This is a genomic window from Brasilonema angustatum, assembly GCF_059505445.1.
The window spans coordinates 36,562-56,439 of the sequence record NZ_JCACKO010000146.1; the positions used below are offsets into that span (position 1 = coordinate 36,562).

General features: G+C 40.9%; 14 protein-coding genes and 1 pseudogene. 12 read left to right on the forward strand and 3 right to left on the reverse strand.

The genetic code is table 11. From position 1 onward, the window contains the following. The 3 genes and pseudogenes from AC5JM2_RS30140 to AC5JM2_RS30150 form a co-directional block, all read left to right on the forward strand. Positions 1–301 (forward strand): annotated as a pseudogene (locus tag AC5JM2_RS30140) (ABC transporter ATP-binding protein/permease); the annotation flags it as partial. Positions 302–422: 121 nt separating this feature from the next. After that, entirely contained in the window at positions 423–2,102 is a 1,680-nt protein-coding gene (locus AC5JM2_RS30145; RefSeq protein WP_495838925.1) for a GUN4 domain-containing protein, read from the forward strand. A gap of 56 nt (positions 2,103–2,158) precedes the next feature. Beyond that, complete coding sequence (locus AC5JM2_RS30150) at positions 2,159–2,569, forward strand: hypothetical protein (RefSeq protein ID WP_495838927.1); 411 nt, start codon at positions 2,159–2,161, stop codon at positions 2,567–2,569. 713 nt (positions 2,570–3,282) lie between these two features. Here AC5JM2_RS30150 and AC5JM2_RS30155 read toward each other — a convergent pair. Beyond that, positions 3,283–3,948, reverse strand: a complete 666-nt coding sequence (locus AC5JM2_RS30155; protein ID WP_495838929.1) for a class I SAM-dependent methyltransferase — start codon at positions 3,946–3,948, stop codon at positions 3,283–3,285. Between the two features lie 134 nt (positions 3,949–4,082). On the opposite strand from AC5JM2_RS30155, the gene AC5JM2_RS30160 reads away from it, so the two are divergent. The 7 genes from AC5JM2_RS30160 (at position 4,083) to AC5JM2_RS30190 (ending at position 12,853) form a co-directional block, all read left to right on the forward strand. Continuing rightward, positions 4,083–5,798, forward strand: a complete 1,716-nt coding sequence (locus tag AC5JM2_RS30160; protein WP_495838930.1) for an alpha-amylase family glycosyl hydrolase — start codon at positions 4,083–4,085, stop codon at positions 5,796–5,798. Between the two features lie 506 nt (positions 5,799–6,304). Beyond that, positions 6,305–7,243, forward strand: a complete 939-nt coding sequence (locus tag AC5JM2_RS30165) for a phosphoribulokinase (RefSeq protein ID WP_495838932.1) — start codon at positions 6,305–6,307, stop codon at positions 7,241–7,243. A gap of 129 nt (positions 7,244–7,372) precedes the next feature. Continuing rightward, entirely contained in the window at positions 7,373–8,104 is a 732-nt protein-coding gene (gene radC / locus AC5JM2_RS30170) for a RadC family protein (RefSeq protein WP_495838935.1), read from the forward strand. 161 nt (positions 8,105–8,265) lie between these two features. Continuing rightward, complete coding sequence (locus tag AC5JM2_RS30175; protein WP_495838937.1) at positions 8,266–9,105, forward strand: glycosyltransferase; 840 nt, start codon at positions 8,266–8,268, stop codon at positions 9,103–9,105. A 146-nt stretch (positions 9,106–9,251) separates the two neighbouring features. Continuing rightward, positions 9,252–9,842, forward strand: a complete 591-nt coding sequence (locus AC5JM2_RS30180) for a Uma2 family endonuclease (protein WP_495838938.1) — start codon at positions 9,252–9,254, stop codon at positions 9,840–9,842. Further along, positions 9,835–10,929: a glycosyltransferase family 4 protein gene (locus AC5JM2_RS30185; protein WP_495838940.1), complete on the forward strand. Its 1,095-nt coding sequence runs from the start codon at positions 9,835–9,837 to the stop codon at positions 10,927–10,929. The genes AC5JM2_RS30180 and AC5JM2_RS30185 overlap by 8 nt, the downstream gene beginning before the upstream one ends. 496 nt (positions 10,930–11,425) lie before the next feature. Continuing rightward, positions 11,426–12,853 (forward strand): AAA-like domain-containing protein, encoded by a 1,428-nt coding sequence (locus tag AC5JM2_RS30190; protein ID WP_495838942.1) that lies wholly within the window; start codon positions 11,426–11,428, stop codon positions 12,851–12,853. 51 nt (positions 12,854–12,904) lie between these two features. Here AC5JM2_RS30190 and AC5JM2_RS30195 read toward each other — a convergent pair whose 3' ends face one another. After that, positions 12,905–13,009 (reverse strand): hypothetical protein, encoded by a 105-nt coding sequence (locus tag AC5JM2_RS30195; RefSeq protein WP_495839067.1) that lies wholly within the window; start codon positions 13,007–13,009, stop codon positions 12,905–12,907. A 358-nt stretch (positions 13,010–13,367) separates the two neighbouring features. Here AC5JM2_RS30195 and AC5JM2_RS30200 point away from each other — a divergent pair, with 358 nt between their 5' ends. Next, positions 13,368–16,907 (forward strand): AAA-like domain-containing protein, encoded by a 3,540-nt coding sequence (locus tag AC5JM2_RS30200; protein ID WP_495838944.1) that lies wholly within the window; start codon positions 13,368–13,370, stop codon positions 16,905–16,907. A gap of 13 nt (positions 16,908–16,920) precedes the next feature. Here AC5JM2_RS30200 and pyk read toward each other — a convergent pair whose 3' ends face one another. Beyond that, positions 16,921–18,687, reverse strand: coding sequence for a pyruvate kinase (pyk, locus tag AC5JM2_RS30205; protein ID WP_495838946.1), 1,767 nt, complete (start codon positions 18,685–18,687; stop codon positions 16,921–16,923). 284 nt (positions 18,688–18,971) lie between these two features. Between pyk and crtR the strand changes: the two genes are divergently transcribed. After that, positions 18,972–19,874 carry a beta-carotene hydroxylase gene (crtR, locus tag AC5JM2_RS30210; RefSeq protein ID WP_495838948.1) on the forward strand — a complete coding sequence of 301 codons (903 nt, stop codon included), beginning with the start codon at positions 18,972–18,974 and terminating at the stop codon, positions 19,872–19,874. Positions 19,875–19,878 lie beyond the last annotated feature (4 nt).

The window sequence follows — 19,878 nt, forward strand, 5'->3', positions numbered from 1 at the left end:
CCCCCAAATTACAGAAGTCCAAGTTACAAATCCTCCTGAAAACCCCCAAATTACAGAAGTCCAAGTTACAAATCCTCCTGAAAACCCCCAAATTACAATAGATGTTTCATTACAGAATCAATCCCTAAATCAATCAGAAATCAGCGCAGGGCTTTCTCATCAGGAAATGCAGAGATTAACAGGTACTTCCATTAACACCATTAGAAGCAAAGCAAGCCTTGGCAAGTCCATCACAACTAAGGATGGCTTTACCTACCGCTATAACAAAGACCCCAAGGTGTTGAAATGGGTCAGAGTTTAGGTTCTGTTGCAAAAAGTCTTTGCAATCTGTTAGAAGTAAAACTGGTGATAATCATGTTGAATGGCAAGCTTATAAATGAACTTCAAATTTTTGCAACAGAACCTTTTTTAGAATCAAGGTCATGCTTACTAAACAGCAAAGACAACTAGTTACTTACAAAAAGATTACGATTTATGAAAAAGTCTACAAATTACCAGTTTTAAAAAATAGCAGCTTAAAATATGTTCAAAAAAAAATTAAAGAACGTCGAAGATTAATTAAAGAAGGCGCTCGGCATCATCTACTTTGGGGGATAATTAAGCGGAAAGAACAAATTAGTCAGGATAGAGTTTTTCAAGAAACCCAACTTTTGATAAAAGATTATACTCACCTTATTAATTTTTTAGAAAATTACAAAAACAGTTATCAGTCTTTTTTGCTGACGCTAACTGATGATTTTAAACAATTGTTTATACAAAAATATCTTGAAATAGAAAGTTTAGATGATGAAAGAAAAAAACTAGAAATTAAAAATTATAACAATCAAAAAATACTCGATGAATTAAAATGGGAAAGGCAAGAGAATTTTCAAGCACTTTTGCTATTGAGTAATGCTTGTTTTTTGATGTTAGAAAAAATAAAATTGCTTAGTGAAGGACTGAAAAATCTGACAGAAGATACTAAAAACCAAAAGCAAATTGTCCAACAAGTAGCCAAAGATTTGGAAGTTTATCAAGAAATTTACGAATATCAAAGAAAAGCCCAGAAAGTTCGTAAAGAAATAGTAGAAATAGCCGAGACTGCAATCAATTTTGAAAAATATTTACAAGATTACTTTAATCCCTTTCAATCGTTAATAGATGAAGTAGTAAAAGTAGATGAAGATTTTTACTCAACTGTTGGAGAAATAAAAAAATTGGCGAATAATATTTTAGAGTCTCAGTCTAATTTATTAATTTTAAAAGAAACTGACGCAATTTCTGAAACGTTTTTAGACTTTATGGTATCAAGTTATGAAAAAAAAGAAAGATTAAAAGATGCTTTTCTTAAATGTAAATTATTAGATTGGCAAATTCAGAATTTTGATTCAGCCGATAATTTTTTCTCTTTAAACAAAGACATTAATTCAATCTCTAACTATATCTCCGATCAACTTACTGAACGGAGAAAAGAGATAGGAATAGCAGAAATAAATTTTTTTCCTATGACGCCTTTTCCTACAGTTCAAGACATTGGATTGACAAGACCTACTAATGACGATACTACTTTAACAAAACAAGTTCAAAATAAAATTGATTATACTAAACTACAAAGTCTTCTTGCCCAGCATCAGTGGAAAGAAGCTGATATTGAAACCACTAAATTAATGCTAAAAATTATAGGTAAGAGTTATTGGAATGAAGTTTATAAGGAAGATATTGATAACTTTTCTTGTAAAGACCTCCAGACTATTGATCAACTGTGGGAAGAATACAGTCATGGTTATTTCGGCTTCAGTGTTCAGCAAAGTATTTGGAGCGAAATGGGTAGTCAAGTAGACTATGAAACAGAAAAGAGACTCGGCGATCGCCTTGGTTGGCGAAAACAGGGAAACTGGTTAGATTATGAGCAACTAACTTTTGAATTATCCCCCACAACACCCATAGGACATCTACCAGCGCAATGGTTGCACTATGAGCAAGATACCTTAAATTTATCCCCAAAGTCATCTGTAGAACACCTTTCTATGGGAGCATGGCGAGTCGGATCTTGGTTAGTTTGGCAGATGCATTTATTTTTTTCTCGTGTCAAAATTTGTAACAGAACTGTTCCTATCCGTTAATCGCACATTTCTTAATAATACCGATAAGTAAAACCAAAACTAATTTGAGGATAGACATGAATAATAGTAAGCATTCTGATGTAGAAATAGAAATTTTACTTTTGGGAAAATGGCGTTTTAATACGTCTTCGGAAAAAGTCACTATTGAATTTAAAGATGATATGACTTATGAACAAACCAAGATTCAAACATTGCTTTTCTCGAAACCTAAAGAACTTCTAACAGGTAATAAATTTACTGGGGTATGGTACGTGAGTCAAAAAAAATTGTATTTAAATGTTAGAAGCATGCCAAAATCATATTTGAATTTAAGGATACCACTAGCTTTTAAAATTTCTATAGCAGATATAGTAGCCACTTTAGGTTCTGTGTTTGTGCCAGAAAGTTATGAAGTTATGAGAATTAATAGTTCTAAATTTTTAATAATGGATAAAGAGGAATCAATTATTGGCACAAAAATAAAATAATAATTGTGTGACTTTCACTATAAAGTAACCAAAAATGTCAAGATATGCTCCACAAATGAGACTTAAGTGAAGCACTGTTCAAATTTTGTGCCGCCTTACCCCAATCAGGTGGTAATGGAAGTTGAGTTTGAAAATATGCCCAGTCAGCTATAAGGTAGGCAGTAAAGGCAAAGTAATACCATTTCTCTGTAAACTTGCGCTTAATATTCCCTCACACTAGAAGTGTGGGGCTATACGAACATAGACGCCGGAGGCGGCTTCCCGGAGGGTAGCCCGCCTGCGCGGGCTAAATTAAAATCATCTTCATGGAGAATTGGTATAAGTAGATCGGCGTAAATAATTATCGTTGAAATAAGGCAGGGAGCAGGGAGAGAAAAGGTTTGAGCCTTGTTTACTTTTATTAACACAGTTTGGTTTTATTGTGCCGACTTACTTAATGCGATTAGTTTTGGCTTAATTGAGATGAAAGGGTTAGCGTTAATTATGCTTTGGCTGAAACTATTCTTTTTCAGGAGAGCGAATGCATAACTAAACTTTTTGCCAGTAAAGAAAAAACTCTCTTGTCATTAACGAACAAGAGAGCTAAAGTGTGGTGTGAGGAGCAAACTAAATGTTTGCTTATACAAGTGTAGCAAACCAGAGATGAGGTTTTGGTGATCAAGATCTTAGAATTACCGTAATTTGACGCAGCTGCCGTCCAGACAGTCTATCAATTAATGAAGTTTCAGCGCCAATGTTAAGCCATCTGCAATTGGCACCATGCTTATCGCGATCCGTGAATCATGATGCAGTTTCTGATTAAAGGCGCGTATACTATTGGTTATTTTATCTTGCTCTTGGGGGTCTGCGACTCGTCCAGACTGTAAGACATTATCAATCGCAATCAACCCACCTGGACGTAGAAGTTGTAGAGCTCGCTCGTAGTAGTTATCGTAGTTGTTTTTATCTGCATCAATAAAGGCAAAATCAAACGTGCCTGCTTCTCCAGCAGTTATGAAACGATCCAAACTCTCCAGTGCTGGGGCTATATGTAGTTCAATTTTTTCCGCCACTCCTGCTTTGTGCCAATAACTCCGGGCGATCGCCGTATACTCCTCACTGACATCACAAGCTACAACCTTACCCTCAGCTGGCAATGCCAACGCCACTACCAAAGAGCTATAACCTGTAAAAACACCTATATCTAAAGTTTTCTTTGCTCCCATCAACTGCACCAGCAGTGCCATAAATTGTCCTTGTTCTGGAGCAATCTGCATTCTGCTCATTGGATGCTGTGCTGTTTCTTGCCTCAATTGTGCTAATACTTCTGGCTCTCGCAATGAGACTGAGTGCAAGTACTCATAAAGATTTTCATCGAGTCCTAAAGTTTTATTTGACATATTTTCCTAATTGCTAAGGAGAACTGAAACTGCATAAGTTAAATTTTCGCAACTCTATAAAAGCTAGAAAAGCTTTGTTTAGTAGTTCTCACTACTGTAGTAAAGCAAGATGTATCTAGAAAAGAGTATTTTCCATGACTAGCCCAACTTCAATTGCTGAAATCGACTTCAACCCTATTCCAGGGAAGAAATATTGGAACTGCGATCGCGAGTGGCGAGAAGAGTTCATTTACTTCTTGATGGTAGATCGTTTTCACGATAACAGCTTGCGCACACCAATCAATACATCTGAAAGATCCACAGGTAGCGGTACCCAAGAACAACTCAAGAAATTTTGTGGCGGTACTCTCAAAGGTATTCTCGACAATTTGGATTACATTGCAAACTTAGGCTGTACTGCATTGTGGCTAAGTCCGATATTTGAAAATAACGACGCTCCAGATCCTAACTCTGACAAATACCACGGCTACTCCATTCAAAATTATCTGGATATAGATCCGCGCTTCGGTACAAAACAAGACCTGATCGACCTAGTAGACGCAGCCCATCATAGGGAAATGCGAGTATTTCTTGATGTCGTCGCTAATCATTCCGGAGACAACTGGTTTTACCCAAATAAGGACTCATACAATTATTCCAATGACCAGCAGTTTCCTTTTGGTGGATGGCGGCGAGAAGACAGACCAATTCCCAAAGAACTAAGAAACGAAAATTACTATCATCGCCGAGGTCAGATTAACAATTGGGATGGTTATCCAGAAACTCAACATGGCGATTTCTTCTCCCTCAAAGACTTCAATAACGATGACGATGTAGATGGACTGAAGCTTCAGGATGTTCTCATCAAAGCCCATTGTTACTGGATGCGTGAGGCTGATATTGACGGCTTTCGCTTGGATGCGGTCAAACATATGGGAGAGTTAACAATTTCCCGCTTTTGCTCAGCTATTCGTGAATATGCTTACCGCTTGGGTAAACGCTGGTTTTTCTTGTATGGCGAGTTAGTTGGTGCGGATGACGCTATCCATCGCTATACAGGTCCAAACACACCTACCCAAGTTGATAGCAAAACAATCTATTTTGGATTGAACTCAGTCTTAGATTTTCCTCTCTACTGGACTTTGCCTGGTACAATCAAAGGTTTTGGTGCTCCTGGAGATTTAATCAATCGCTACGATGCTTTCAGGGGTCATGCCTTAAGTCGTGGAGAATTGGGTCGCTACCTCGTTACATTCGTTGATAACCATGACCAAATTGGACAAAATGAAAAGCGCAGATTTGCTGCAGATAGTCCAGATGAACAAGTGATTGCAGGTATCGGCTATTTGCTGTGTGCGATAGGAACACCTTGCATTTATTACGGTACGGAACAAGGATTTTCTGGCAAAGGTAATGGAGATGAGTTTATCCGAGAGGCAATGTTTGACCTTAAGGATTCCCAGAAAAACTATCTCAATCAAAAGGGTAAAGTATACCAAGAAATCAGCAAAATCGCCAATCTCTTCAAAACAATAGAAGCTCTGCGCTTTGGTCGGATGTACTTCCGAGAAATCTCAGGTAATGGACGTGATTTTGGCTTACCTCAAGGTCAACCTTGTACCTTAGCTTTTTCTCGCATTTTGGATAGTGAAGAGATTCTGATTGTCTACAACACCTCCACCAAAGAACGACGCAGTGATTTCGTGATTGTAGACAGTACCATCCAAAAAAATGGTGGCACAATGAAGTTTCTTTACGGTAAGGAGGGAAGCGTTACTGTAGAAAAACACCCAGATCCGGGTAATCCATCCTTATTTGTACACATAGATCTTGAACCGATGCAGTTTGTGATTCTGCAACAAACTAGGTAGAAAATGTATCTTCGATAAGGTACTTACCCTCAGGTGCGTTAGCTTAAGCTAACGCACCTGAAAACTATTTATCAAAAATTTTAGACATCATAATTTTTATAATTATAGCAGTCGCCAAGGCTGTTAAAACAAGTTGATTGTAGGGGGCCACAACAGCACGATTTATATATTGATAATTGTCCTAAACGTCCTGTCCGTTGCTATAAATATAATTGTTAGTATAATTTGCTACTGTTACGATATAGCTTAGCAACTGGGTGCATGACGTTATTCCCAGGATTTGACTAAGTAAAGTGTGCAGGAAAACAGCATATAATACTTATAAAAGTATTTTTTTACAAAAAGCAATGCAGAGATTTCTTAAAGATAAAAATCTTCATTTTTAGTAATTATGTTAAAAATTCATCACTTTCTTGATTAAGCTTTCTTCTATTTTTTTTAGAAAAATAGTAAAATAACATACAATTTCAAAATAAACTTTACTGTATATCCCATAAGGGGGAATCATGAGCCGTCCTATAATTCTTGGTATTGTTGGCGATAGTGCTGCTGGGAAAACAACACTGACTAGGGGGATTGCTCAGGTTCTTGGACCGGAGAATGTTACGGTTATTTGTACAGATGATTATCATAAGTACGACCGTAAGCAACGTGCTGAAATTGGTATCACTGCTCTTCATCCTGACTGCAACTATCTCGATATTATGCAGCAACACCTGTCGCAACTTAGGACAGGACAGCCAATTCTCAAACCTGTATACAGCCACAAAACTGGTAGCTTTGAGCCACCAGTTTATATAAAGCCAAATAAATTTGTGATTGTCGAGGGATTACTGGGTTATTCTACCCGTGGTGCTCGTGACTCCTATGATGTGAAAGTTTATCTTGCTCCCCCTGAATCTGTGCGTGCTCAGTGGAAAGTCAAGCGGGATACGCAAAAACGAGGGTACACAGAAGAACAAGTGCTTGAAGAACTTAGAAAACGTGAACCAGATTCTGACCAATTTATCCGTCCACAACGGCAATGGTCAGATATTGTGGTGAGTTTTTACCCTCCAAATGACGAAGTGGAGCAAATTAATGGACACCTAAATGTACGTTTGGTACTGCGTCCGACAATTCCTCATCCAGATTTTCTCCAGATTATTAACTACGGCAATGGTAATTTAGAGCCAGCAATCCGCTTGGGATTAGATCGGGATATGAGCAAACCAGTTGATGTTCTGGAAGTAGATGGTCATGCCACTTTGGAACAGGTCAATAAGTTAGAACATATTATTTGTGGTGATATGCCTCATCTTAAGAGTATATGCGATCGCGAAGGAAACCCAGAACTGGGCAAAGTCGCTGGTACAACAGGAGAAACAATCCAAAGTTACCCGCTTGCCCTCACCCAACTCTTAATAACGTATCATATGCTCAAAGCAACACAAAGTTTTCAGTAATATTTCGTAGTTTTTGCAAAAAAAAACCATAAAATTAAATATTCTGTCAAATCTTTAGATGTTTTCAGAATTACAGGGAATAACTAGGAATAAGTCTATATATGATGATTTTTCCCTTGTATATAGTCTATGACTTATAGCCTGAGAATTGCCGATATACCTGTGACTGAGCGTCCGCGTGAGCGGCTGTTAACTCATGGTCCAAAAATTTTAGCCACAGCCGAGTTAATAGCAATTCTGCTAGGTACTGGTCAAGGACACGGAAAACTTTCTGCCGTGGGTCTAGGGCAATATATTTTACAGCAACTGAGCAAATACCAGCGAGACCCCTTAGCAGTTTTGCGAGATGTCAGCGCCGCTGAGTTGATGCAAATTCCAGGTGTAGGTCCAGCAAAAGCGACGACTGTCTTGGCGGCGATTGAACTAGGGAAACGAGCCTTTCAATCCCGTCCAGGAGAACGCACGTTAATTGATAGTCCCGCAGCTGCGGCGGCGGCTTTGAGTCAAGATTTAATGTGGCAAAATCAGGAGCGTTTCGCGGTGTTATTGTTAGATGTGAAGAATCGCCTGCTTGGAACGCAAGTGATTACCATTGGTACAGCTACGGAAACCTTAGCCCCTCCTCGGGAAATTTTCCGTGAAGTGATTCGCCAAGGAGCAACACGAGTTATAGTGGCACATAATCATCCGTCCGGAAATGTGGAACCGAGTCAAGAAGATATTGAATTGACACGACAGTTGTTAATGGGAGGGCAATTTTTAGCTATTCCTGTTTTGGATCATCTGATTTTAGGCGATGGTAATCATCAAAGTTTGCGAGAGATCACAACATTATGGGAGGATTATCCGCAGGGAGATTAGATTTTTTGGAAAAATTTGGTTTAGGGTTCTTTAGAACGGCAGATGCACACACCCTCACGCAGATGAGTACAGATCATTTATCTGCGTGTATCTGTCTTTATTTATGGTTTCATAATTAGAGAACAATTATCTGATTGTTGGTAATTATCAATTAAGCTAACGTGATTTATTTTGTAGTCGTTAATTATTATTCTACTAATCTCATTACTAAACTGATTAGTTCTCTCCCGAGTTATGACAGTCATGAGTATAAAGTGGTTATCGTTAATAACTCTCCCGATGACTACTCTATATATAATCTGAAAAATCAACAATATGTACTTGTCTTTAATGCTGAGGGTAATCTCGGCTTTGGTGGTGGTTGCAATTTAGGGCTGAAATGGGTTTATACCCAAGATTCTCAAGGAATTGTCTGGATAATTAATCCAGATGCTTATTTTGTAGAAAATATTATAGATAAAGTTCCGTTATTCTTTGAAAGTCATCCCAATATTTCTCTGCTTGGAACAATTGTTCATACTCCTACAGGTGAAGTTTGGTTTGCAGGTGGTAGCTTTATTCTCTCAACAGGAGCAATTGTCACTCAAGATTTGTTGACTCATACAGATACAGATTACGTGGCTTGCGATTGGATTACAGGTTGTAGCTTGATTGTTAATCTTCGGAATTTTGATGAGTGTCCTCAGTTTGATCCTGCTTACTTTCTCTACTATGAAGATTTTGACTTTTGCCGACGTTATGCCAATCAGGGACATTTGATAGCAGTAACTAAGCAGTTTGGTGTCATACATCAGCCCTCTTCAATTACAAATAAATATGTTTTTAGAAAAATTAAAAATAGTACTTATGGTTATTTGTTATCTTTAGATAGATATACCAATGAATGGATTGTCAAAATTAGGTTGCTTCGCTTGATTTCTTATGCTCTGGTTTTAATGTTTGTCAAACCTCAAGTAGCTTTTGGCAAATTTGCTGGTGTGTTAATGTATTGGAGGCGTTAAGCGTTTGCGTAGCGCCCCCTTAGGGGCTAGCTCTACCGTTTGCGCAGCGCCCCTTTTAGGGGCTAGATAATCGCTTGCTTAAAGCTCTTTCTCTAATGCTAGGCTAAGGTCATAGCGTAAAATTCAAAAACCCACAGACTCGTGTTATGGTTGTACAGATTACACCCCGTCTTTACTCGATAGAGGAGTATTTTGCACTTGAGGAAAACACCAATTACCGCACCGAATACCGTGATGGAGAAATTGTTCCCATGACAGGTGGTTCGATTAACCATAATCAAATCGTTGTTAACTTAATAGTGACTCTTGCCCTTAGCCTGACACTCAAAGAGCAAAATTACCACATTTATGCTAATGACCTAGGCTTGTGGATTCCTCGTTATCGCCAATATGTGTATCCAGATATCTTAATTATCAAAGGTGAACCTATTTTTGAGGAAGGACGTACTGACACTATACTTAATCCCTGCATTATCTTTGAAGTTTTCTCTAAATCTAGTAGTAGCCGGGATCGGGGTGATAAATTCACATACTATCGTTCTATTCCTCATTTTCAAGAATACATTCTTATTAATCAATATCAAGCCCATCTTGAGCAGTTTAGTAAAACCCCAGAAAATAACTGGCTATTTAGTGAGTCTGATGCTGAGGATGGAGTTTTGACTTTAACTTCGGCTAATTGTCAAATTTCACACCGTCAGATTTATGAGCGGGTTAATTTTAGTATAAATGACTAATATATTATTTAACCTATCCATTGTTTTTTCTCAACCTACAGGTATAAGCAACTATGCAAAACATCTTTTTCCTTTTTTAAAAACTCTTAACCCCACCCTCTTAACTGCTCAAAATTACCCGCAATTTAACTGTTATTCTATACCAGATAATCTAACTCCTGCACAAGGAACCAAAGGACATTTTGATCGCCTTGTGTGGACACAATTTAAACTGCCAAAAATCTATAAAAAGCTGAAATCCCAACTTATCTTTTCTCCACTTCCAGAAGCCCCACTTTATAGCAACTGTCGTTTTGTCGTGATGGTTCACGACTTAATACCGTTGCGCTTTCCCAAACTTTTGTCACCGCTAACACAATACTCGCGGTACTACATTCCTCAAGTTCTTGCCCAAGCCAAACATATCATCTGCAACTCTCACGCTACAGCAAAAGATATCATCGACTTCTATCACATCAGCGCCAGCAAAATCACTGCTATTCCCCTGGCACACGACGCCAATCATTTTCGCCCAATTCATTTAGATCATAGCGGACTAGATAGCCAACCAACAACACCCTATTTTCTCTACATTGGGCGACACGATCCCTATAAGAACCTGCACAGACTCATTAGCGCCTTTGCAGTATCATCTCACAATCGAGATTATGAATTGTGGTTAGCAGGACCACAAGATAAACGCTTTACTCCTTTGTTGCAAAGGCAAGTTCAGGAATTGGGAATCACCGATAAAGTGAAATTCCTTAACTATGTTCCTTACAACGAATTGCCCAAAATTATTAGTAGTGCGATCGCCCTCGTCTTCCCCAGTCTTTGGGAGGGTTTTGGTTTCCCAGTTCTCGAAGCAATGGCTTGCGGCACTCCCGTGATCACCTCCAATCTCTCATCTTTACCAGAAGTGGTTGGTGAGGCAGCTCTTCTCATCAATCCTTATAATGTTGATGAAATGACTCAAGCGATGCAAACTATTGCAACTGATTCAGCATTGCGTCAACATCTTTCGACTCAAAGCATAAACAGGGCTAGTCAATTCAGTTGGGAAAAAACAGGACTTGCTACTGTCGAAGTTTTATCAGGCTACGTTTGAGATCCATTGGTCAACTTTTTGTTAATGCGTAAATCCTAAATACATCGATATCGATAAAAACGCCTTAAATTCAGTACTTGCAGGACAAGCGAATCATCAGCCCATTGAAAACCTTTACCAGACATACGTTTTGGCTGATTATGAGCCTATTTTTTACAAAGTCCTATGAAATCACTTCATCAAGAGTTTAATAGCTACTTAATAAAAGATTAATTAATGTATAAGAAGTGACATAAAAAAATAGTTTAGTAACATTAAAATAACTGGTAAAAAAATGAGAAGATACTCAAGAGAAAAAATAGCCAGTTAATAAGCCTGTTTTTGAATTTTGGTCAGAAAATAATTTCTAACCCTCATTTTGAGATAATTTTGCTATAAGAGCATAAAAATAACAACTATACAGTGTGTCTTCCCCTAATATTATGATTCTGCTTAAGGTTCAGGATAGGTATGAGAATATTCTCCGAAAATATAAAAAAGGGGGAGAATTACTGACATGAAGCAATTCAAGATTCATAGAAAACGCGGAATTATCCTGACTCCTACAGGATTGAAGAGACTACAAGAAGCGATTATAGCTGTAGAAAAGGTGGAGAATCACGGCGATCGCCTGACTCTAGACGAACTGAGCGATCGCACAAATGTTTCTACCAAAACACTGAGCCGATTGTGGTCTTTGGATACAGGTGTAGACCAAAAAACTCTGAAACTGTGCTTTAGCACTTTTAACCTGGAATTACGCCGCTCAGATTATATAATTCTCAATGAACATGATAATACTGAAACTTCGCAAGCGCTCTCGCTGAGCTTAGATACAAAAAAAGTAAGTTCGTCCCAGTCTTTATCTGTAAACTCATTTGTTGACGAACACGATGACCAACCTGAAAATCTTTGGTCATACCCGGATGGACCGGTACCTCTGGATTCTCCTTTATATATCGAACGTCCCCCAATAGAGGAACTAGTTTATCAGGAAATCACTCAACCGGGCTGCGTGATTCGGATTCGCGCCGCCAGACAAATGGGTAAAAGTTCTCTCGTACTGCGGTTATTAGCCTTTGCACACAAGCGTGGGTATCGCACAGTGAATCTGAATTGCAACCAGATTGATTCCCAGTGTCTGACTGATTTAAATAAGCTGTTACGTTGTCTTTGCTGGCGAGTTGCAATACAATTAGACATTGACCCCCAACTCAATGACAAATGGGATGAGGAAGTTGGTTGTAAGTTGAATAGCAGCTTTTACTTCCAGAATTATTTGCTCAACCAGAGTCAAAGTCCAGTGGTTTTGGTATTTAACGAAGTTGACCGCTTTTTTGAACATCCTCAGATTTGTGACGAGTTTTTTGCCTTGTTGCGTTCGTGGTGCGAGGAAGCACGACAAAATCCCAATTGGCAAAAGTTGAGGTTAGTAGTGGTTTACTCTACACAAGAGTATGTCACCCTGGATATCAACCGCTCTCCATTTAATATTGGACTACCTATTCGTCTTGTGGAATTTACTCACCCGCAGGTAATAGACTTAGCTAAGCAATATGGGCTAGACTGGAGTACTGGAAAAGAATCTGGCTCACTAATATCACTTGTGGGAGGTCATCCGGCACTGATTCAGCTTACTCTGTATTATATTCGTTGTCAGGAAATGACTTTAGAAGAACTGATAGAGGAAGCTCTAGCCAACGGTGGCATTTACCGTTATCATTTATGGCGACACTGGATAAAACTACAAGAAAATCCTGAGTTGGCTAAGACTTATGCTGAACTAGTAACGGCAAAGCAAGCTATTTATGTTAATCCTATTGAAGCTTATAAACTTGAAAGTTTGGGATTAATTCGCTTTGAGGGCGATCGCATTCTCCCGCGTTGCGAACTCTACCGGGCTTACTTTGAAAAACAATTAGCGGCAGCGACAACTCGAATTTAACCAATTAATAGTTATCAATTATCAGTTATCAGGGAGCATCCTAATGGATGATTACTCTTCCTTGGTGAACCACATGGTTTCAAACGTCGTTAAAGATCCTAACATTGAGCCGCCAATCCAAGCAAAATCCTTCCTCTGGGGAGGGGCAACGACAATTGTTTAACAAAATTCAAGAATCAAGGAGATTTTCACGCTTACAAATCTCCTTGATTGTGGGATAATGTTGCCTGCCTTTAGATGTTTAGAATTACCAAAGATTGCTGTCCGACAATACATACTCTCGCTTTTATGGTGGAAACACAAGGACAGATAAGACAGTTAAGTAGACAGTTAAAAAGAATTTAATAACCTACAATTAGACAGTTAAGACAGTTAAGAGAATACAGGAGCAAATTTCAGAAATGGTGAGATAATAGTTGCAGACACCACACGAAAATACTCAGTTTTGGGCTCCTTTTATACAGCTTGTGCTTACGCTTCACTTTGAAAAAGCTAATTTTAATAGCACTTTGAGATGAGATATCAAGTTGGTGGCAGCCTTCACAGTAACGATCCCACATATGTCGTGCGTCAGGCAGACGAAAAACTTTATGCCAGTCTGAAAGCTGGTGATTTTTGTTATGTCTTAAATTCTCGCCAGATGGGCAAGTCATCCTTATTACAGCGCATAAGTTATCGTCTCAGACAAGAAGGGCATCGCTGTGCTTACTTGGATGTCACCCGATTGGGTAGCGAAAATACCACACTGGAACAATGGTACAAAGGTATCATTGTCGGCTTGTTTTACGACTTAAATCTGGCAGAACACGTCAACTTTAAGCAATGGTGGGATATGCAAGCGGGTATTTCCCCAGTGCAAAAACTAGACCAATTTGTTGAAGGAGTTTTGCTGCCAAATGTTCAAAGCGAACGGATTTTCATCTTTATTGATGAAATTGACAGTTTCTTGAGTTTGAGTTTTCCTGTCAGTGACTTTTTTGCGTGGATTCGTCATTGCTATAATCAGCAGGCACATGACCCCAAATTCCAACGCTTGGGATTTACACTGTTTGGAGTAGCCAGTCCATCAGATCTGATTGCCGACAAACGGCGGACACCGTTTAACATTGGGACAGCGATTGAATTGTATGGCTTTCAACTACATGAAGCAACACCATTGCTCAAAGGGTTAGAGGAAGTCGTCAGCCAAAGCGAAGACGTGCTGCAGGAAATAATTTACTGGAGTGGGGGACAGCCATTTCTGACTCAAAAACTTTGTCAGTTAATTATCCATACTGCCTTAAAGACACCAAACCGCACAATTGATTTAGCGCCAAAAACTACAGCATATTGGGTAGAAGAATTAGTGCTACAGGACATCATCCAACACTGGGAAGCAAAAGACGAACCTGAACACCTGCGCACGATTCGCGATCGCCTCCTTTTCAACGAACAACGCGCAGGAAGGTTATTGGGTTTATATCAGCAAGTGTTGCAAGCAGAAGAGAATCAAACATCTGGCGTAGCTACCGATGATAGTCGAGAACAGACAGAACTTTTATTATCCGGATTAGTTGAGAAACACAACGGCTATCTCAAAATTAAAAATCCCATCTACCGCAGTGTCTTCAATTCTGAATGGGTACTAAAACAGTTAGACAATCTGCGTCCTTACTCTCAAGCATTCAATGCATGGGTCATATCAGGATATCAAGATGAATCACGTCTGCTGCGGGGGCAAGCGTTACAAGAAGTTTTAGACTGGAGTGGGCGCAAAAGTCTCAGCGATTTGGATTATCGATTTTTAGCCGCCAGCCAGGAACTGGAACGTGGGGAAACTGAGCAAAGACTGAAAGCTGAGCGGTTGAGAGAAACAGAAGCACGATTAGCGAGTGAGCGAAAAAGTGCCCGTCGTCAGAGGCAATTACTGGCAGTAGTGAGTCTAGCTCTGATAGTTTCTACGGTGTTAGGAGTAGTGACGCTTATTGCCTACCGTGAATCTACTTTAAATGAAGTTCGGGTAACAGCTGTTGCCTCCAACGCAAACTTTGCCTCAAACCAGCATCTTGATGCGTTGGTGCAAGCGATTCAAGCACGCACAAAATTTCAACGGCTCTGGCTACTCGATCCATCAACGAAATCGGTGTTAGATCAGCAAACGCACAAGGTGCTAGAACAAGCAATCTATGGCGCAGATGAGGTAAATAGTATAGTAGCGCACCAGGGAGGAGCCTTAGCCCTTGACCTGAGCAAGGATGGAAAGTGGATTGCTAGCGGTGGTATGGACCGAACCGTTCGGCTTTGGAAACGTGATGGAACCCTAGTTCACATCTTACGCCACAATAGTACCATATATGGTGTTCAATTCAGCCCGGATAGCCAACGGGTTGCTACGGCTGGGGTAGATGGCTTGGTGAGACTTTGGTCAGTGGATGGTACCCCATTGGCAACAATGAAAGGACACACGGCTGCTGTTTGGAAAGTATCATTTAGCCCGGATGGACAGATAATTGCATCTGCCAGTGGGGATCAGACAATAAAGTTGTGGAAGTTAGATGGCACCTTGATCAAAACGCTAAAGGGACATAAGGCAGCCGCTTGGAGATTAGCGTTTAGTCCCGATGGAGAGATTATGGCATCTTGTAGTGTGGATGGTACCATTAAGTTCTGGAGCCGAGAGGGTAACCTGATCCGAACCATACCAGTAGGCAAGACAGCAGTTTGGGCGATAGCCTTCAGCCCCGATGGGCAAACCCTGGTCACTGGCAGCGCTGACAAGCTTGTCAGGCTGTGGAGCCGGGAAGGAAAGTTACTCAAAACTTTTGTGGGGCACACAGCAGAGGTTTATCAAGTAGTGTTTAGCCCTCAGGAGCAGACTATTGCCTCAGCAAGTGCTGATAAAACCGTGAAACTTTGGTGGCCAGACGGCACTCTGCGAAGAACCTTACTCGGGCATCGCTCGCCGGTTCAAGCAATTGCACTCAGTTCTGATGGTCAGATGATTGCCTCTGGCAGCTATGACGGTACAGTCAAGCTCTGGAAAGACTCGCCTTTTTTACATCCCCTGTACGGTCATCAAGATGTGGTTTGGGGAGTTGTCTATGCTCCGGGCACCCGATCCAATGAGTCTCTCCTTGCTAGTGTTGCGGGGCAAGAAATTAAGTTATGGCGAGCAGATGGATCTTTAGTTAAGACCGTTGTGTTAGATACGAGTCAGTTGTATTATGCTGCCTTTAGTCCAGATCGGCAGACTCTTGCATTAGCAAGTGCCAGTAGCGATATAAAACTCCTCAACCTTGCGAATAACAAAACTGCGATTCTGCGCGGTCACAATGGTGCAATCTTAGCACTAGCGTATAGCCCTAATGGGCAATTTCTAGTGTCGGGAGGTGACGACCGTACCATCAAACTCTGGAAAAGTAACGCTTCTTTTAACTTTCAACTGAGTCAAACAATCCAGGCACATTCTGCGCGCATTTGGGATCTTGTTTTTAGTCCCGATGGTCAGTTCATGGCCTCCACCAGCGCTGACGGTACAGTCAAGCTATGGACTTGGAAAGATGTTAACCACCAAGCCCTCCAGCTTAACAAAACCCTCAAAAGACACAAGAGTGCCATTTGGGGGCTTGCTATCAGCCCCGATAGCCAACACATCGTCTCTGCCGGACGCGATGGTCAACTGGTGCTGTGGAATCGCAACGGTAAACTCGTTCAAGCTTTTGAAGGGGCAAGCATTGGCTTAACGCAAGTTGCCTTCAGTCCGGATGGGCAAACAATTGCCGCAGGCATTTTGGACAACACGATCAAGATTTGGACACTAAAGGGCACTTTGCTTGCAACCCTCAGTGGGCACAACGGAGGTGTGGTATCTGTTGGTTTCAGTCCGGATGGCAAAACCTTGGTATCTGGCAGCTATGACCAGACAGCGATTGTGTGGGATTTACAACAGATTCTCCATGTCGATTTACTGAAATATGGCTGTGAGTGGGTGCGGGATTATTTGAAAACTAATGCAGCAGTGGAGGACGCCCTTAGCAAAGTTGCGATCCAGAAGGATTGCTTTCTGTGCAAATGATACTTGATATTCCTTATGGTCCCACCGCACCCGAGTAAACCAAACCGCGTTGCATATCCATTGTTAAAATTGTACCATCCCGAATCACTTGAGTTGCCTTCTTCACACCGACGATAACTGGCACACCTAGACGTAAACCAATGACTGCTGCGTGACTGGTGAGACTTTCTTCTTCAGTAATAATACCGCTAGCTTTGCGAATTGCCTCAACAAAATCAGCACTGGTACCAGAAGCAACCAAAATTTCTCCGTGATGAAAGTTACTAGCATCAACACCAGTGTACACGACCCGTGCGCGACCACTGACAGAACCTTGTCCCAGTCCAATTCCCTGACCGAGTACCGCCGTCACAACTTCTACTTTAATTAAATCTGTTGAGCCGGAAATCCCTTGGAGAGTGCCAGCAGTCATCACAACTAAATCGCCCTGAGATAAGAATTCTCTTTCTTGAGCGACGTTAATAGCTGCTTGGAATGTCTGACCTGTGGAAGGCAGTTCTAACATCAACAACGGCTTGACTCCCCAGACAAGTTGTAACTGTCGAGCGACATTCACATGAGGTGTTACTGCTAGAATCGGTGTTTTAGGACGAAACTTGGAGACATTGCGTGCTGTTGCTCCTGATTGCGTCAGAGTCATAATTGCTGCGGCTCCTAGCTGTTCTGCAATTTGACCGACAGCTTGGCTGATGGCATTAGGAATGGAATGTTTGGTGTCTCTCGCCTGACTGGCGTTTGTGTTCAGCCACACCTCTTGTTCCATACGTTCGGCAATTCGTGCCATCGTTGCTACAGCTTCCACTGGGTAATTACCTACAGCTGTTTCGTTCGAGAGCATCACCGCATCTGTACCGTCTAAAATCGCATTTGCGACATCGGACACTTCTGCACGAGTCGGACGGGGGTTGTTAACCATGCTGTCTAACATCTGGGTGGCGGTGATGATGGGAATTCCCAAGCGATTAGCGGTTGCAATCAGCCGCTTTTGTAGTACAGGAACATCCTCTGCTGGTAATTCTACGCCCAAGTCACCTCTTGCCACCATAACGCCATCGCACAAACTCAGAACAGCTTCCATTTGTTCTATGGCTTCGTGCTTCTCAATTTTGGCAATGACTGGTACTTGTTTACCCGTACTGGAAATGAGTTCTTTAATTTCTATCATGTCTAGGGGATTGCGGACAAAGGAAAGTGCGATCCAGTCCACACCCTGATCCAAACCGAACATGAGATCTTCTCGGTCTTTTTCGGTCATTGCTTTAACAGATAGATAAACTCCGGGAAAGTTCACCCCTTTATTATTTGAAAGCGTTCCTCCTACGGTAACGCGACAGTGCAAATCTCCTTTTTCGCGGTTAATCTCCTCTACTACCATTTCTACACGCCCATCATCAAGGAGAATTCTTGCTCCTGCGGGGACTTCGTCTGCTAAATAATCGTACGTGACGCAGCTAATATCTTGTGTACCAACAACCGGACGATTGGTTAAGGTGAAGCGATCGCCCTTCATCACGACTATAGATCCGTTTTCAAACTTTCCCAGGCGAATTTTTGGTCCTTGCAAGTCTTGAAGGATAGCTACCGGTTGATTCAGTTCAAAGGCGGTTTGCCGAATGAGACGAATATTACGCTGATGGTCAGCATGAGTACCGTGAGAGAAGTTTAGCCGCAACGTTGTCGCACCAGCTTCAATAATAGCTTTGAGCATTTCTGGGCTGCTGGTGGCAGGTCCAATCGTAGCAACAATTTTTGTTCGGCGTACAGAATCTTTTAATTGCATAAAAGCTAAATCAAGGGAGCTACTCTGGGAATTATCCTAAATCAGGAAGCACCAGTTGTCTGTTGTTGGTGAGTCAATCAATCATTGTCGCACACTCACCTGTCGGGGACTGTGGGTTGCAGTTGATTTCATCAATACTCGATACTTACGAGCGTAGTACTCCATTGTTTCCCACTACACGCAAGTTTGTTTTTCGTCATTTTGCATTGCAAAACTTCACTTTCCTTATAAAAAAGTGGCATCATCTAAATACTATATCTCGTTAAAGTAACAAGGAGTTCATAATGCTGACGTCGGAGGCAAAGAAGCCACTGACAGTTCCGCCAAAGGAATTTTTAGCGCCTCCGGGTGATTTTAATCCGACGCTGCTGATGTTTTTAGCAGCTGTGGCAATTCTTGTATTATCCAATTTTGGTTACTGGGTCTGGCAATGGTCACACTGGTTATGTTTTGGTGCAAATACCATTGCTTTGCACCTTGCAGGAACTGTGATTCACGACGCCTGCCACCAATCTGCCCATCGTAACCGAGTCATTAACGCCATGTTAGGACATGGCAGTGCTTTAATGCTAGCTTTTGCTTTTCCCGTATTTACACGGGTACATTTGCAGCATCATGCCCATGTCAACCATCCAGAAGACGACCCAGATCATTATGTTTCAACAGGTGGTCCACTTTGGCTGATTGCGGTTCGCTTTTTATACCACGAAGTCTTTTTCTTTAAACGGCAACTTTGGCGTAAATATGAGCTACTGGAATGGTTTATCAGTCGCTTGATTGTGATTTCAATCGTTTATATCTCAGTTCAGTATCACTTTTTGGGTTATATTCTCAATTTTTGGTTCATTCCAGCATTTATCGTGGGGATAGCACTCGGTTTATTTTTTGATTATTTTCCGCATCGTCCCTTTGCTGAACGCGATCGCTGGAAAAATGCTCGCGTCTATCCCCATCCAATTCTCAATCTCCTGATTATGGGTCAGAATTACCATTTAATTCACCATTTATGGCCTTCCATTCCTTGGTATAATTACCAGCCCACATATTATCTCATGAAGCCTCTTTTAGATCAAAAAGGCTGCTATCAATCTATAGGTCTTCTACAAAAGAAGGACTTTTTTGAATTTGTTTATGACATTTTTTTAGGAATTCGGTTTCATCAGCACAAATCAACAAAAAAGGAGTAATTAA